Origin of the sequence: Roseburia sp. AM23-20 (assembly GCF_003470905.1) — a bacterium.
GTDB classification, from domain to species: domain Bacteria; phylum Bacillota; class Clostridia; order Lachnospirales; family Lachnospiraceae; genus Roseburia; species Roseburia rectibacter.
Genome location: NZ_QRHS01000008.1, coordinates 102,837 through 118,497 on the forward strand (window position 1 = coordinate 102,837; position 15,661 = coordinate 118,497).

At 42.5% G+C, this 15,661-nt stretch carries 12 protein-coding genes; 11 read left to right on the forward strand and 1 reads right to left on the reverse strand.

The genetic code is table 11. The features are described 5' to 3' along the window. The first annotated feature begins 46 nt into the window (after positions 1-46). From DW650_RS08480 to DW650_RS08530, 11 genes are all read left to right on the forward strand, one after another. Positions 47-511 (forward strand): acyl-CoA thioesterase, encoded by a 465-nt coding sequence (locus DW650_RS08480; protein ID WP_117919889.1) that lies wholly within the window; start codon positions 47-49, stop codon positions 509-511. Positions 512-577: 66 nt separating this feature from the next. Continuing rightward, the gene (locus DW650_RS08485) at positions 578-2,368 is read left to right on the forward strand and encodes an aminopeptidase P family protein (RefSeq protein ID WP_118209630.1); all 1,791 of its coding nucleotides are present in this window, start codon (positions 578-580) and stop codon (positions 2,366-2,368) included. A 22-nt stretch (positions 2,369-2,390) separates the two neighbouring features. Next, complete coding sequence (gene polA / locus DW650_RS08490) at positions 2,391-5,054, forward strand: DNA polymerase I (protein ID WP_199654230.1); 2,664 nt, start codon at positions 2,391-2,393, stop codon at positions 5,052-5,054. A 30-nt stretch (positions 5,055-5,084) separates the two neighbouring features. Beyond that, a complete protein-coding gene (gene coaE, locus DW650_RS08495; protein ID WP_118209632.1) occupies positions 5,085-5,690 on the forward strand; it encodes a dephospho-CoA kinase in 606 nt (201 codons plus the stop codon). A gap of 12 nt (positions 5,691-5,702) precedes the next feature. Further along, positions 5,703-8,144: a cell division protein FtsA gene (gene pilM, locus DW650_RS08500; RefSeq protein ID WP_118209633.1), complete on the forward strand. Its 2,442-nt coding sequence runs from the start codon at positions 5,703-5,705 to the stop codon at positions 8,142-8,144. 4 nt (positions 8,145-8,148) lie between these two features. Next, positions 8,149-8,946: an MBL fold metallo-hydrolase gene (locus DW650_RS08505; protein WP_117919756.1), complete on the forward strand. Its 798-nt coding sequence runs from the start codon at positions 8,149-8,151 to the stop codon at positions 8,944-8,946. A gap of 142 nt (positions 8,947-9,088) precedes the next feature. Further along, positions 9,089-9,373 (forward strand): ACT domain-containing protein, encoded by a 285-nt coding sequence (locus tag DW650_RS08510; RefSeq protein WP_117919754.1) that lies wholly within the window; start codon positions 9,089-9,091, stop codon positions 9,371-9,373. 14 nt (positions 9,374-9,387) lie between these two features. After that, a complete protein-coding gene (locus DW650_RS08515; RefSeq protein WP_117919752.1) occupies positions 9,388-10,752 on the forward strand; it encodes a PFL family protein in 1,365 nt (454 codons plus the stop codon). 195 nt (positions 10,753-10,947) lie between these two features. Then, on the forward strand, positions 10,948-12,141 hold the full coding sequence (locus tag DW650_RS08520; protein ID WP_118209634.1) for a glycosyltransferase family protein: 1,194 nt from the start codon (positions 10,948-10,950) through the stop codon (positions 12,139-12,141). Positions 12,142-12,253: 112 nt separating this feature from the next. Continuing rightward, the gene (locus DW650_RS08525) at positions 12,254-12,967 is read left to right on the forward strand and encodes an IMP cyclohydrolase (protein ID WP_117919750.1); all 714 of its coding nucleotides are present in this window, start codon (positions 12,254-12,256) and stop codon (positions 12,965-12,967) included. 10 nt (positions 12,968-12,977) lie between these two features. After that, complete coding sequence (locus DW650_RS08530; RefSeq protein WP_117919748.1) at positions 12,978-14,156, forward strand: phosphoribosylaminoimidazolecarboxamide formyltransferase; 1,179 nt, start codon at positions 12,978-12,980, stop codon at positions 14,154-14,156. Here DW650_RS08530 and DW650_RS08535 read toward each other — a convergent pair whose 3' ends face one another. Then, on the reverse strand, positions 14,157-15,518 hold the full coding sequence (locus tag DW650_RS08535; RefSeq protein ID WP_118209635.1) for a tRNA(Met) cytidine acetate ligase: 1,362 nt from the start codon (positions 15,516-15,518) through the stop codon (positions 14,157-14,159). Between the last annotated feature and the right edge of the window lie 143 nt (positions 15,519-15,661).

A 15,661-nucleotide genomic window follows, 5' to 3' on the forward strand; every position in this document is an offset into this window, starting at 1 on the left:
GTGAGATACTATAGCTTGGAGGAGTTTGAGAAAGGTAGTGATTTATATGAGTAAAAAAGAGATAGAAATTTATAATGAAAATGCCGATGATATCAAAATCCGCCCATATGAGCATCATGCAAAATATTATGAGACGGATCAGATGGGGATCATCCATCATTCAAATTATATCAAATGGATGGAAGAGGCGAGGATGGATTTAATGGATCAGATCGGACTCAGTTACAAACAGATGGAGGAGATGGAGATCATAAGTCCTGTGCTCTCCGTATCCTGTGAGTATCACAGCATGGTACATTTTGATGATACCGTCGTAATCGAGACAAAGATCACCCGTTATAATGGTATCAAGATGGATTTGGAATACCGGATGACAGACAAAGAGACCGGAGAACTGCGGACAACCGGAAAGAGTTCCCACTGCTTTTTGAACCGTTCCGGAAGACCGATCTCATTAAAACGATCTTATCCGGAGATCGATACGAAGTTTTTTGAGTATACGGATGCGTGATGGAAGAAACAGCCATCATGTAATAGACAGATTTTGGAAAATATATAAGAAAGAGGAAAGTAAGAAATGATACAGGAAAGATTAAAGGCACTGCGTGCAGAGATGGAGAAAAGAGGGATCACTGTATATGTTGTGCCGACGGCTGATTTCCATGAATCAGAATATGTAGGAGACCATTTTAAGGCAAGAAAGTTTATTACCGGATTTACCGGTTCTGCAGGAACTGCCGTTATCACAGCAGAGGAGGCAGGGCTCTGGACGGATGGACGTTACTTTGTACAGGCGGAAAACCAGCTTAAGGGCAGCACAGTTACACTCTACCGCATGGGCGAAGAGGGCGTGCCGACCGTAGATGAATTTGTAAAAGATAAATTAAACGAAGGTGGATGTCTCGGATTTGACGGACGTGTTGTAAACGGTACCTGGGGAGGTAAACTTGAAAAAATTGCTTCTGCAAAAAATGCCTCCATGCATGTGACAGAAGATCTGATCGACCTGATCTGGGAAGACCGCCCTGCATTGTCAAAACAGCCTTTATTTATTTTAGAAGAAAAATATTCCGGAAAAAGCACCGCGGATAAAATTGCAGATCTAAGGAAAGCTATGAAGGAGAATGGTGCAAATGTCCATATTTTAACTTCTCTTTATGATATCGCATGGCTTTTAAATATCCGTGGCAATGATATTGATTATGTGCCGGTCGTATTGTCATATCTGGCGCTGACAGAAACAGAATGTATCTGGTTTTTGCAGGAGGATGTAGTGGATGATAAGATCCGTGCTTATCTGGATGAAAACCATATCATTACAAAACCATATAATGCGGTCTACGATTATGTACCGGAAATCCCGGCAGACGCAGTCGTGCTGATGAACCGCGGCATGGTTAATTACCGTATCGTAAACAGTCTTGATAAAGCAATCAAAGTTGTGGATAAACCGAACCCGACCGAGCTTATGAAAGCAGTAAAAAATAAGACGGAGGTGGATAACACCAGAGCTGCACATGTAAAAGACGGTGTTGCATTTACGAAGTTCATGTACTGGCTCAAGACAAATATCGGCAAGATCCCTATGACAGAGATCTCGGCTTCTGACTATCTTGAAGCGCGAAGAAGAGAGCAGGAGAATTTTATTGAGTTGAGTTTTGATACGATCTGTGCTTATGGTGCAAATGCTGCGATGATGCATTATGCTGCAACACCGGAATCAGATACGGAATTAAAACCGGAAGGATTCTTACTGGTGGATTCCGGTGGACATTACTTTGAGGGAACCACGGATATCACAAGAACCATGGCACTTGGACCGATCACAGATGAGATGCGTCTGCATTTCACAACCGTATGCAGATCGAATATGAATCTTGCACATGCGAAGTTCTTATATGGATGTACCGGATTAAACCTTGATATTTTGTCCCGTGGTCCTCTCTGGGAGATGGGCATTGATTATAAATGCGGTACCGGACATGGCGTTGGGTATGTGTTAAACGTACATGAGGGACCGAATGGTTTCCGCTGGAGGGTTGTGCCGGAGCGTCATGACAATGGTGTTTTAGAAGAAGGAATGATCACGACAGATGAGCCGGGCGTATATTTAGAGGGCAGATACGGCATCCGTACGGAAAATGAACTTGTATGCCGTAAGGCTGAGAAAAATGAGTATGGTCAGTTCATGGAATTTGAAAATATTACCTATGCGCCGATCGATCTTGATGCGATCGATCCGGATCTTTTAAGCGCACGTGAGAAAAAGATGTTAAATGATTATCATAAGATGGTATATGATACCATTTCCCCGTATATGACACCGGAGGAAAATGAGTGGCTGAAACGCTACACAAGAGCAATCTAAAAGACAGAGAATGGAGAGAACAATGGGCGGAAAGCTGGTATTGATTGACGGACACAGTATTTTGAACAGGGCATTTTTCGGAATCCCGGATCTGACGAATTCGGAGGGACTTCATACGAATGCAGTCTATGGATTTTTGAATATTATGTTCAAGATTTTAGAGGAGGAGCAGCCGGATTATCTGACGGTTGCATTTGATGTGTCAGAGCCGACTTTCCGCCATAAAATGTTCGCCGAATACAAAGGCACGAGAAAGCCGATGGCACAGGAACTGAGAGAACAGGTTCCGCTCATAAAAGAAATGTTAAAGGCGATGGGAGTCACCACGATCGAAAAAGGCGGTTACGAGGCAGATGACCTGCTTGGAACCATTGCAAAACAGAGCGAACAGAAAGGTCTTACCGTTTCCGTGGTTTCCGGCGACCGTGATCTTTTACAGCTTGCAACGGATCATATAAAGATCCGTATCCCAAAAACAAAGCGCACCGGTACAGAGATTGAAGATTATAATGCCACAGAGGTAAAAGAAAAGTATCAGGTAACACCGATCGAATTTATAGATGTCAAGGCACTGATGGGTGATACAGCGGACAATATTCCGGGTGTGCCTGGGATCGGTGAAAAGACGGCAACTGCGATCATTGCGCAATACGGAAGCATTGAAAATGCCTATGCGCATGTGGATGAATTAAAGCCGCCGCGTGCAAGCAAAAATTTAAAAGAATACTATGATCTTGCACAGATGAGCAAGACTCTTGCAACGATCGAAATTCACGCAGACATTGACTATGATCTTGCCGGTGCTAAGATAAACGGCATTTCCACTCTGTATACCGAGGAGGCATATCTTCTCTGCAAACGGCTGGAGTTTAAGAATCTTTTGAACCGGTTTGAGGTGGAAACACCGAAGAATCAGGCGGCAGAACATTTTAAACTTGTCGAAGATGAAAAAGAAGCAGAAAAAGTATTTGCAAAACTGCGCGGCAGAAATTGTGGATTTTATATTGTATCAGGCAGCGATGAACGCTGTCTTGGAGCTGCAGTTTCAATTGGGGAGAAAGAAACCTTTTTTATAAAAGCTGGAGAGAATCTTTCTGCAAAGCAGATCCTTTCCATGTTTACTGCAAGCGAGGCTGCATCCTATGCGACACTTGATTTAAAACCACAGCTTGCAGCACTTGGTTTACTGGAACGTCAGGAAAATGGTAATATTGCTTTATCAGATCTTTTTGACGGAGTGATCGCAGCCTATCTTCTGAATCCGTTAAAAAATGAATATCCATATGAAGATATTGCAAAAGACTATCTGGGACAGATGGTGCCGTCTAAGGCGGATCTTCTTGGAAAACAGACCATAGAGCAGGCAATGAAAAATGCGCCGGAAGCATTCCTAAGTTATGTATGCTACATGGCATATGTGGCGCAGGCATCAAAGAAGACACTCGAAGATGATCTGAAAGAAGAGGGCATGGATCAGCTATTTTCCGAGATTGAGATGCCACTTGTATTTACTCTTGCAGATATGGAAAATGAGGGAATCATTGCATGCAGGGATGCGCTGATGGAGTATGGAGATAAACTTGCAGTGCGTATCACAGAACTGGAAAAACAGATTTATGAGGAGGCTGGGGAAGAATTTAATATCAATTCCCCAAAACAGCTTGGAGTAATTTTATTCGAGAAACTTTCCATGCCATATGGGAAGAAAACCAAGACCGGATACTCAACGGCAGCAGATGTGTTAGAACGGCTTGCACCGGAATACCCGATCGTTTCCGATATTTTAGAATACCGTCAGCTTACCAAGTTAAAGTCCACCTATGCGGACGGACTGGTAAACTATATCGCAGAAGATGGCAGAATCCATACCAGTTTTAATCAGACGATCACAGCTACCGGACGTTTGAGCAGTACGGAGCCGAATCTTCAGAATATTCCTATGCGGATCGAACTGGGAAGACTGATCCGTAAGGCGTTTGTGCCAAAAGAAGGATTTGAGTTTATGGATGCCGATTATTCGCAGATCGAACTTCGCGTTTTAGCGCACATGTCAGGGGACGAAAAGCTGATCGAGGCATACCGGGAAGCACAGGATATTCACAGAATTACCGCATCCCAGGTATTTCACATTCCGTTCGACGAAGTGACGGATTTGCAGCGCCGCAATGCCAAGGCAGTAAATTTTGGAATCGTATACGGAATCAGTTCATTTGGACTGAGTCAGGATTTAAGCATCAGTAAGAAAGAGGCAGCAGAGTATATAGAGCGTTACTTTGAAACTTATCCGAAGATCAAGACATTTTTAGATGGACTTGTGACGGAGGCAAAAGAAAAAGGTTATGTGACGACTATGTTTGGAAGAAGGCGTCCGGTACCGGAACTTTCGAGCAGCAATTTTATGCAGCGTTCGTTTGGTGAACGTGTTGCCATGAACTCTCCGATTCAGGGAACGGCGGCAGACATTATCAAGATCGCAATGATACGTGTGCATGACAGACTGTTAAAAGAAAATTTAAGATCGCGTCTGATCTTAACAGTGCATGATGAACTGTTGGTGGAGACAGCGGTTGAGGAGGAAGATGCAGTCAAAAAGATTCTTGAAGAAGAAATGCATGGAGCAGCAGACCTTGCGGTAACGCTTGAGATTGATGCACATGTGGGAAAAAACTGGTATGAAGCAAAATAAAATATTTCAGTTTCGGGGAGCACAGAACAGATGAAATTTATAGGAATTACCGGCGGTGTCGGTGCGGGAAAATCAGAAATACTTCATTATCTTGAAACAAAAGACGGCGTAAAAGTCATGCTGGCGGATGAGATCGCACACGAACTGATGCTTCCGGGAACAGATTGTTATCAGAAATTAAAAGACAGATTCCGGAATGAAGATATCTGGTCAGAGGATGGTTCGTTTGACCGGAAAAAGTTAGCAGCAGTTATTTTTTCCGATGAGGGAAAAAGAGAAACTTTAAATGGAATCGTGCATCCTGCAGTCAAGAGATACATCAGAACTGTTGCAGAAGCAGAGCGGGAAAAGGGAGAACTTAAGATTCTTGTTTTAGAGGCGGCACTTTTGATTGAAGAACATTATGATGAAATTTGTGACGAACTTTGGTATATTTATACCAGAGAGGATATAAGAAAAGAACGCCTTATGAGATCGCGCGGATATTCCATGCAGAAAGTACAGCAGATTTTTGACAGTCAGTTAGAGGAATCTGTTTACCGGAAGTATTGTAAAGTGGTGATCGATAATAACGGAACGGTGGAAGAAGCAAGAAAGCAGATTGATTTGGCAATCACAAATATGGAGAACGAGTAGGAGATACTGCAGATGAGTGACGGAAAAGACATGGAACAGTCATTGGTGTTCGGACTTGACATTGGTACAAGAAATGTAGTTGGAACTGTAGGTTACCGTACAGAGGATCAGTTTATCGTAACTGCACAGTATATCATGCAGCATGATACAAGAGCGATGTTAGATGGACAGATCCATGATATCGGACGTGTATCAGGGACGATAAGAAAAGTAAAAGAACAGTTGGAAAAACAGATCGGAAAAACCCTGACGGAAGTATGTATTGCTGCCGCAGGACGTGTGCTTAAGACGGTTACAACAAGTATCAGTTACGATTATCCGGAGGAAAGCGTAGTCACCGGAGAAGATATACATACACTTGATCTGCTTGGAATTGAAAAGGCACAGAAAATTTTACAGGAGATGAATGATACCAATTACAAATTTTATTGTGTCGGATATTCAGTGGTCAGATATTTTTTGAATGATGAGCCATTTTCAAACATTGAATCACATAAAGCAGACCGTATCGGCGAAGATATTATCGTAACATTTCTGCCGGAGGATGTAGTGGACGGACTTTATGCGGCGGTAAATCAGGCAGGACTTGAAGTAGCAAATCTGACATTGGAGCCTATAGCTGCTATTAATGTTGCAATCCCTGAAAGCTATCGTCTGCTTAATATCGCACTGGTCGATATTGGAGCGGGAACATCCGATATTTCCATTACGAAAGACGGAAGCATCATTGCATACGGTATGATTCCTCTTGCAGGAGATGAACTGACAGAACTGATCGTGCAGAATTATCTGGTTGATTTTAAAACTGCCGAATATATCAAATTGCAGAGCACAACAGAGGATGAGATCACCTATAAAGATATCATGCTGATCGAGCATACGATTCCGGCAAAAGAGGTATGGGAGCTGACTAAACCCGTAGTGGATGAGATGACAACCGCAGTAGCTGCCAAGATCAAAGAATTGAATGGTGATCAGACGGTCAGTGCAGCGTTTATCGTTGGTGGCGGTGGTAAGATCCATGGTTACACAAAAATGCTTGCAGAGAAATTAGATCTTCCGGACGTGCGTGTGGCACTGCGTGGCGAAGAGGTACTGCAGGAAGTTGTTTTTGAACAGCAGGATATCAAGAAAGATCCGCTGCTTGTAACACCGATCGGAATCTGCCTTAATTATTATGAGCAGAGAAATGGATTTATCATGGTGCGTTTCAATGGTGAGCGGCTTAAATTATATGATAATGAGGGATTAACGATCGTGGATGCCGCATTGCAGGCAGGTTTCCCAAACGAGGATCTTTTCCCAAAGAGGGGATCGGAACTTAACTTTTTTGTAAACGGTGCAAAACGTATCATCCGCGGAGAACAGGGCGAGTCGGCAGCAGTTTATATGAATGACCGGCCGACAAACCTGAATGCCGCCTTAGAGCCTAACTGTGAGATCATAATTGAGCCGTCCACAGCGGGAAAGCCGGCATCCTGCACGTTAGATCAGTTAGAGGAATATACTTCTGATTACGTGGCATTTGTAGTCAATGGAAATGTGATAAGATGTCCGAAGTTCTTAGAGGTCAACGGTAATTTAGAGCTGCCTTCCTATCAGATCAAAGAGGGAGACCAGGTGGAGACCAGAAGTTTCTACACAGTAGGACAGCTTGCAGAATTTATGGATGTGGAAGTGAATGTTGAGCATGTGATCTTAGTAAATAATCGTCGTGCAACACTCGATTCCCTGATCTATGAAAACTTCACGATCGAGTGGACCGTGCGTTCTTATGGTAAACCATCATTCCAGCCGTTAGAGCAGAAAGAAGTAAAGACACCGACTGTCGGGGAATACAAAGAAGAAGAGATACCGGATATTGTAGAGCCAAAGACAGAGGCACAGGATAGCGCAGATGCAGCAGTTTCGCATGATGACAGCAGTGCAAAGGAGAGTACAGCGGGGACAGATGATGCTGCCGCACCAGATGGAGATCAGGTAAATGCAGACAGCACAGAGGGAACAGACGATGTTACTGCATCAGAAGAAAATACGGCAGGATCAGACAGCATGGCTGCGTCAGATGAAGGCACAGTGAATGCCGGGAATGCAGCTGCGGCAACAGATGAGAACACGGTGAATGCAGAAGCGTCCCAGTCAGATTCAGTGTCAGACGCTGCAGCAGAAGATACAGCTGAAAATGTAACAGAACAGACAGAAGTACAGAGTGTACAGAACACGGATGAAAAACCGGAAGATGGCAACGCGGTATTAGTATATATCAATGGTCAGCCGGTAAAACTTACCGGAAAACCACAGTATATATTTGTAGATATTTTTGATTTTTACGAATTTGATCTCACAGCTTCAAACGGCAGGGCAATCATTACCAATTTGAATGGTGAGAATGCATCGTATTCTGCAGTATTAAAGGCCGGAGATACGATCGAACTTAGATGGAAAGAGAATTAAAGCAATGGAATTATGCAGTATAGCAAGCGGCAGCAGCGGAAACTGTATCTGTGTCGGATCTGATGACTGTCATGTACTTATCGATGCGGGAATCAGTGGAAAACGGATTGAAAACGGACTCAATTCAATTGATCTGAAAACGGAAGAAATGAAAGGCGTTCTCGTAACACATGAACATATCGATCATATATCTGGACTGGGCGTCATTGCCAGGCGTTACGGGCTTCCGATCTATGCCACGGAAGGTACGATAGATGCAATTTTGAATACAAAGTCTGTCGGAAAAATAGATGAATCTTTATTTCATGCAATAACGCCGGAACAGCCCTTTGAAATCGGGGATCTTTTGATCGAACCGATCTCAATCTCACATGATGCGGCAGATCCGGTCGCCTACAAAATAAAAAATGAGGAAAAAACAGCTGCGGTAGTAACTGATCTTGGCACTTATGATGAAAATATCATTCATAAAATAAAAAATCTGGATGTACTTTTATTAGAGGCAAATCATGATGTACATATGCTGCAGGTCGGCAGTTATCCTTATCAGTTAAAACAGAGGATTCTTGGGGAAAAGGGACATCTTTCTAATGAACTCTCTGGTCAGCTTTTAGGAGAAGTGCTTCATGATCATTTCAATACGGTTATTTTAGGCCATCTCAGCAAGGAAAATAATTATGCAGAGCTTGCATATGAGACAGTCCGGCTGGAGGTAACAATGGGAGAGAACCCTTATAAAGGTGATGATTTTCCAATGTATGTGGCAAAACGGGATGAGCCGTCAGAGCGTATCGTTTTTTAAAAAATAATATTTCTAATGACATTTAGTAGAAAAATTTATAAATTCCAACACATTTAACAGTGGAAATTATAAATCACATATGATATGATTATCCATAATATTTGCACTGATTTAGTAAAGCAGAAAAGTGAGGAGAGCAGAGATGGAGAACACAGCAGACAAGACAATTATTACAGTAGTGGGTAAGGATACCGTTGGTATCATTGCAAAAGTATGTACTTATCTTTCCGAAAATGGTGTGAATGTACTTGATATTTCACAGACGATCGTTTCCGGATATTTCAATATGATGATGATCGTTGACATGAACAGATCCACCAGATCATTTGTGGATTGTCAGAAAGATCTTGACGGGATTGGTGAACAGATCGGTGTATCCATCAAGTGCCAGAAAGCTGAGATTTTTGAAAAAATGCATCGTATTTAGAGAGGAAAGCAGCAATGATTAATATATTTGAAGTAAACGAGACCAACAACATGGTGGAACACGAAAATCTTGATGTCCGCACCATTACGATCGGTATCAGCCTGCTTTCATGCATTGATTCTGATCTGAAAAAATTAAATGAAAATATTTATAACCGTATCACATCCGTTGCAAAAGATCTTGCAAAAGTTGCAGGGGAGATCGAGGCGGAATATGGTATACCGATTGTCAATAAGCGTATTTCTGTTACTCCGATCGCACTGATCGGTGGAGCAGCCTGCAAGACACCGGAAGATTTTGCGACGATCGCAGATACCATGGATCGTGCAGCGGAAGCAATCGGTGCTGATCTGATCGGCGGATATTCTGCACTGGTGTCAAAAGGCATGACAAAAGCGGATGAGATGCTGATACGTTCCATCCCGATGGCACTCTGCCGGACGAATCGTGTCTGCAGTTCCGTAAACCTTGCTTCCACAAAGACTGGTATCAATATGGATGCAGTGCGTCTGATGGGAGAGATTTTACTGGAAGTTGCTGAGCGTTCAAAAGACCGTGATTCTGTGGACTGCATGAAACTGGTCGTATTCTGCAATGCACCGGATGACAATCCATTTATGGCAGGAGCTTTTCATGGTGTGACAGAGGCGGACGCAGTGATTAATGTCGGAGTCAGCGGACCGGGTGTTGTAAAGACAGCACTTGAAAAGGTACGTGGCGAGAATTTTGAAGTACTCTGTGAAACGATCAAAAAGACAGCGTTTAAGGTAACAAGAGTCGGACAGTTGGTTGCGCAGGAGGCATCCAGACGTCTCTCGATTCCGTTTGGTATCATTGACCTTTCCCTTGCACCAACTCCGGCAATCGGTGATTCCGTTGCAGATATTCTCTGTGAGATCGGTCTGGAATATGCCGGTGCACCTGGTACAACCGCGGCACTTGCCATGTTAAATGATCAGGTTAAAAAGGGTGGTGTCATGGCATCGTCTTATGTCGGCGGCTTAAGTGGTGCTTTTATCCCTGTCAGTGAGGATCAGGGAATGATCGATTCCGTACAGGCAGGTGCGATCACTCTGGAAAAATTAGAGGCAATGACCTGTGTCTGCTCAGTAGGACTTGATATGATTGCCATTCCAGGTGATACAAAGGCAACTACGATCTCCGGTATGATCGCAGATGAGATGGCTCTTGGTATGGTAAACCAGAAAACAACAGCGGCACGTCTGATCCCGGTAATCGGCAAAGGTGTTGGCGATACGGTAGAGTTCGGTGGTCTGTTTGGTTATGCGCCGATCATGCCGGTTAATAAATATTCCTGTGATGACTTTATCAACCGTACCGGAAGAATCCCGGCACCGATCCACAGCTTTAAAAACTGATCTAAAAAAAATGAATGGGATCGTTCACAGGCGTGAGAAAAGTAAATAAGATTAAATTGCGATCAGGATTGTAATATAGAGCCTGCTCTGCGTCAGGGATTAGCATACGATGCAAAAATACCTGTCCGGGGCAGGATTTTTTGATTCATGGGAAATTGTATCCTGTGAATGAAAAAGAGGTGGAAGTATAAAAGTATGAAAATAATTTTTATAAAAAATGCGGTAGAAACGTTAGGATATTTCTCGGAACAGTTAGCAGCAGCATTTCAGGAGCTGGGTTATGATACTTATTTTGTGGATTACGATGATTTGGTAAATACAGTGGATGGTATCAGCCGGTTTGTAAAAGCCGGGGAAACATGGCTTTGTACGTTCAACTTTATAGGACTTTCCGGGGAAGAGATTTTTATTGAGGAAAACGGACGTTATATCTGGGAAAATCATGGGATAGCATGCATCAATATTCTGGTGGATCATCCGTTATATTATCATTCGAAACTGGCAGGACCTCCGGTGTCTGATATGCGGATCTTTTGTATTGACAGGGATCATGTGATATATATGAAGCGGTTTTATCCGGCATTGCAGGTGGATTTTCTGCCATTGGCGGGAAACTGCATTAAAAAGCAGAACGGAAAAAAATGGGAACTTAAAAATATACCGTATCAGAATCGGAAATATGATATTGTTTTTACCGGAAACTATACGTCGGTGGAACACCTTTACCGGGAAATCGACAGACAGGGCGTAGAGTACCGGACGTTTTATTATGAGATCATGGAAGATATGAAAGTGCATCCTGCGGTATCGGTCGATCAGATGTTAGAGACACATATCAGAAGGGATTTAGGAGAAGTGCCGGAAGAGGAGCTTCGTGCAGCGTTTGCGGGAATGGTTTTTATTGATATATGTATGCGGAGTTATTTTCGGGGGGAGATCATAAAATGCCTTGCAGAGCATAAAATCCCAGTGCATGTATTTGGAGCAAACTGGGAGAAACTTGACTGCGAAAATCAGGATTACATTATAAAAAATGGCAGGGAGGTGGATTCTGTGACCTGCGCAGAGGCGATAGCGGATGCTAAGATTTCGTTGAACATCATGCCCTGGTTTAAAGACGGAGCACATGACCGGGTATTTACAGCGATGTTACAGCATACACTTTCACTGACTGATGACAGCAGGTATCTAAAGGAAAATTTTACAGATAAAAAAGATCTGGTTTATTATTCGCTGGAAAAAAGAGAAGAACTGCCGGAGCTTGTAAATGAGCTTTTGCAAAAACCGGACGCGTGTATGGAAATTGCAGAAAGAGGATACGGGAAAGCTGTCCGGGAACATACATGGAGACAGCGGGCGAATGAAATAATATTTCATATAATATATTAATATAACTTATAAAATTAAGTAAATAAATTCATGACGCTAATAATTGTAAAAACAGGATCAAAATGATAAGATAAATAAAAAGAGCAAAACAGCGCAAGAATTGGAGGATATCATGGAGAAAATGTCATTAAAGAATGAACTTTCAGGCAATTCCTATCCTGGAAGAGGAATCATTATCGGAAAATCTGCAGACGGAAAACACGCTATTACAGCTTATTTTATTATGGGCAGAAGCGAGAACAGCCGTAACCGTGTGTTTGTTGAGGATGGCGAGGGTATCCGTACACAGGCGTTTGATCCTTCTAAACTGACAGATCCGAGCCTGATCATCTATGCGCCTGTCCGTGTGCTTGGCAATAAAACGATCGTGACAAACGGAGATCAGACAGATACGATCTATGAACTGATGGATAAGCAGCAGACTTTTGAACAGGCACTGCGCACAAGAGAATTTGAGCCGGATGCACCAAATTATACACCTAGAATTTCCGGTATCATGCATATTGAAAACGGTAAATTCAACTATGCGATGTCTATTTTAAAGAGCAACAACGGGGATCCATCCTCCTGCAACCGCTATACATTTGCATATGAGAATCCCACAGCAGGTGAAGCACATTTTATCCATACTTATATGGGGGACGGTAATCCGCTTCCAAGTTTTGAGGGAGAGCCGACACCGGTTGCGATCGAGGGTGATATTGATACATTTACATCATTTGTATGGGAAAATCTCAATGAGGATAACAAGGTTTCTTTATTTGTCCGCTATATTGATATTGAGACCGGAAAATATGAGAGCAGAATCATAAATAAAAATAAGTAAAGGAGAACCCATGAAAGAATTAGAATTAAAATATGGCTGTAACCCAAATCAGAAACCATCCAGAATCTATATGGAAAATGGTGAGCTGCCAATCCAGGTATTAAACGGAAAACCAGGTTATATCAACTTTTTAGATGCATTTAACGGCTGGCAGTTAGTCAGTGAGTTAAAAAAGGCAACCGGACTTCCGGCAGCTACATCTTTTAAACATGTATCACCGGCTGGTGCAGCAGTGGGACTTCCACTCAGTGATGTGGAACGTAAGATCTACTGGGTAGATGATATGGATATGGAGTTTACTCCGCTGGCAAATGCATATGCAAGAGCAAGAGGTGCAGACCGTATGTCTTCTTTTGGTGATTTTATTTCTTTATCGGATGTCTGTGATAAGGCGACCGCAATGATCATCAAAAGAGAAGTTTCTGATGGTGTGATCGCACCAGGCTATACAGATGAGGCATTAGAGATCTTAAAGGCAAAGAAAAAAGGCAATTATAATGTAATCCAGATCGATCCGGATTATGTGCCGGCAAAGGTCGAGCACAAAGAAGTATTTGGTATTACCTTTGAACAGGGAAGAAATGAATTAGTGATCGATGAGCACTTTTTTGACAATGTGGTAACTGAAAATAAAGAAATCCCGGATGCTGCAAAAAGAGATCTTGCAATCGCTATGATCACTTTGAAATACACACAGTCCAACTCCGTATGTTATGTCAAAGACGGACAGGCAATCGGTATCGGTGCGGGACAGCAGTCACGTATCCACTGTACCAGACTTGCAGGACAGAAAGCTGACAACTGGTGGCTGCGTCAGTCTCCAAAAGTATTGGGACTTCAGTTCCTCGATAAGATCGGACGTGCCGACAGAGACAATGCGATCGATCTTTATATCGGCGAGGATTATATGGATGTTTTAGCTGACGGTGCATGGGAAAATATCTTTAAAGTAAAACCGGAGGTATTTACCGCAGAAGAAAAACGCGCCTGGTTAGATAAAAATACGAATGTTTCACTTGGTTCAGACGCATTCTTCCCATTTGGAGATAACATCGAGCGTGCACATAGAAGCGGTGTGGCATATGTGGCACAGCCGGGTGGATCTATCCGTGATGACAATGTTATCGAGACATGTAACAAATACAATATGGCAATGGCATTTACCGGAATCCGTCTGTTCCATCATTGATCAGATGCGGATAATCTGCTTACTGCATTCAGGGCAGGAAAAACAATCTTTTGTTTTTCCTGCTTTTTGCTGTTCATAGAGTTCTGCAGCAAAAATATCCTCCTCTAACATGTATTTTGCGGTGCCGTCAAAAGTGTGCAGGGATTTGGAAAGTTTTGATATGACAGGCACAGTCACGTTTTTTTTCAAAACAGAGAGCAGATCAGCAGAATCTTTGCGAAAACCGAGTATGCGCAGGTAAGGAATATAATCAGCTTCTTTATATCGTTTTACATCTGCGTCAGTTATCCGCAGGAGAAGATGCATAAGAATCCGGCTCATCCGTGTATAGGTAATATCACGGCTCTTGTTTTTTTCACTAAATTGTGTAAAAGAGGAAAACTGATATTTATTTTTTAGTATGCGGTTTGCAATTTCCGGTGTCATGTCAGAAATATCAAGCAGATCTTCTTTATTACATGACAAGATACGGTAACCGAGAATCGATGAAAAATCATCTGCGTTAAGAAAACTGCCGGATAGAATCTCATTTTGAAACAACGTAAAAGCAGGTTCTGGCATGGAAATGGCAATTTCACAAAGGGAAACCGGTGACTTATCTGCTGTCATAAAATCAGAAATTGCAGTCCGGATCGCAGAAGCCGATGCTGTTGGCTGGGAGTGCTGCTCATCTTCGGAAAAGTATAATTTTCCGGAAGGAGCATGTATGGCAGTGTCATGATATCCGCTGCCGGCACGTGGGATCAGGATCGGAGTCATGACAGAATTGCGGCGTTTCAGAGCCTTTAGATATTCGATCGCAAGGATATTATTTGGAGTACTTAATGTGGAAATAAGTGACTCTATGGAATAATTTACAATAGAAGAAATCTCTTCTGTACAAGAATAAAAAATTTGGAGGTTATTCTTAAAATAATCTGTCAGTGCAGCAGCCCGTGCAGATGGAAATGTCATACCTTTTTTTAAATAGTAAGCAAGTGCAGATTTATAAGTATCCGGTTCCTCTGCGAGAATATCTGCAATGATCTTAAGCAAAGGAAGGTTGTCAGACTCTGCTCCAAAACAGATTCCATCAATACAGTTCATTTTATCGAAAAGGGTAACGCCTGCCATGGCAAAATCTTCTGCAGAGGAGATTGACCAGACGGTCGGAAGCTCTATGACAAGATCCACGCCGCATGAGAGAGCCATTTTGGTCCTGCAGTATTTATCGACAATGGCAGGGGCACCACGCTGGACAAAGTCACCGCTCATGGCGACGATGACAAAGTCGGCATTTGTTTTTTGTTTCAGTCTGGCGATCTGGTAGGCATGTCCGTTGTGGAAAGGGTTATATTCTGCAATGATTCCGATAACTTTCATAAGGTTCTCCATTCAAAAAAATTAAAGAACATTTTTGTGAATAATATTCTGATTAAAGACTACCATATACAGTTTTTTTTCGCAAATGTGAAAGAATGGTATTTGTTAAAAAAATAACGTTAAAATTCTGTCAACCTGTTTTT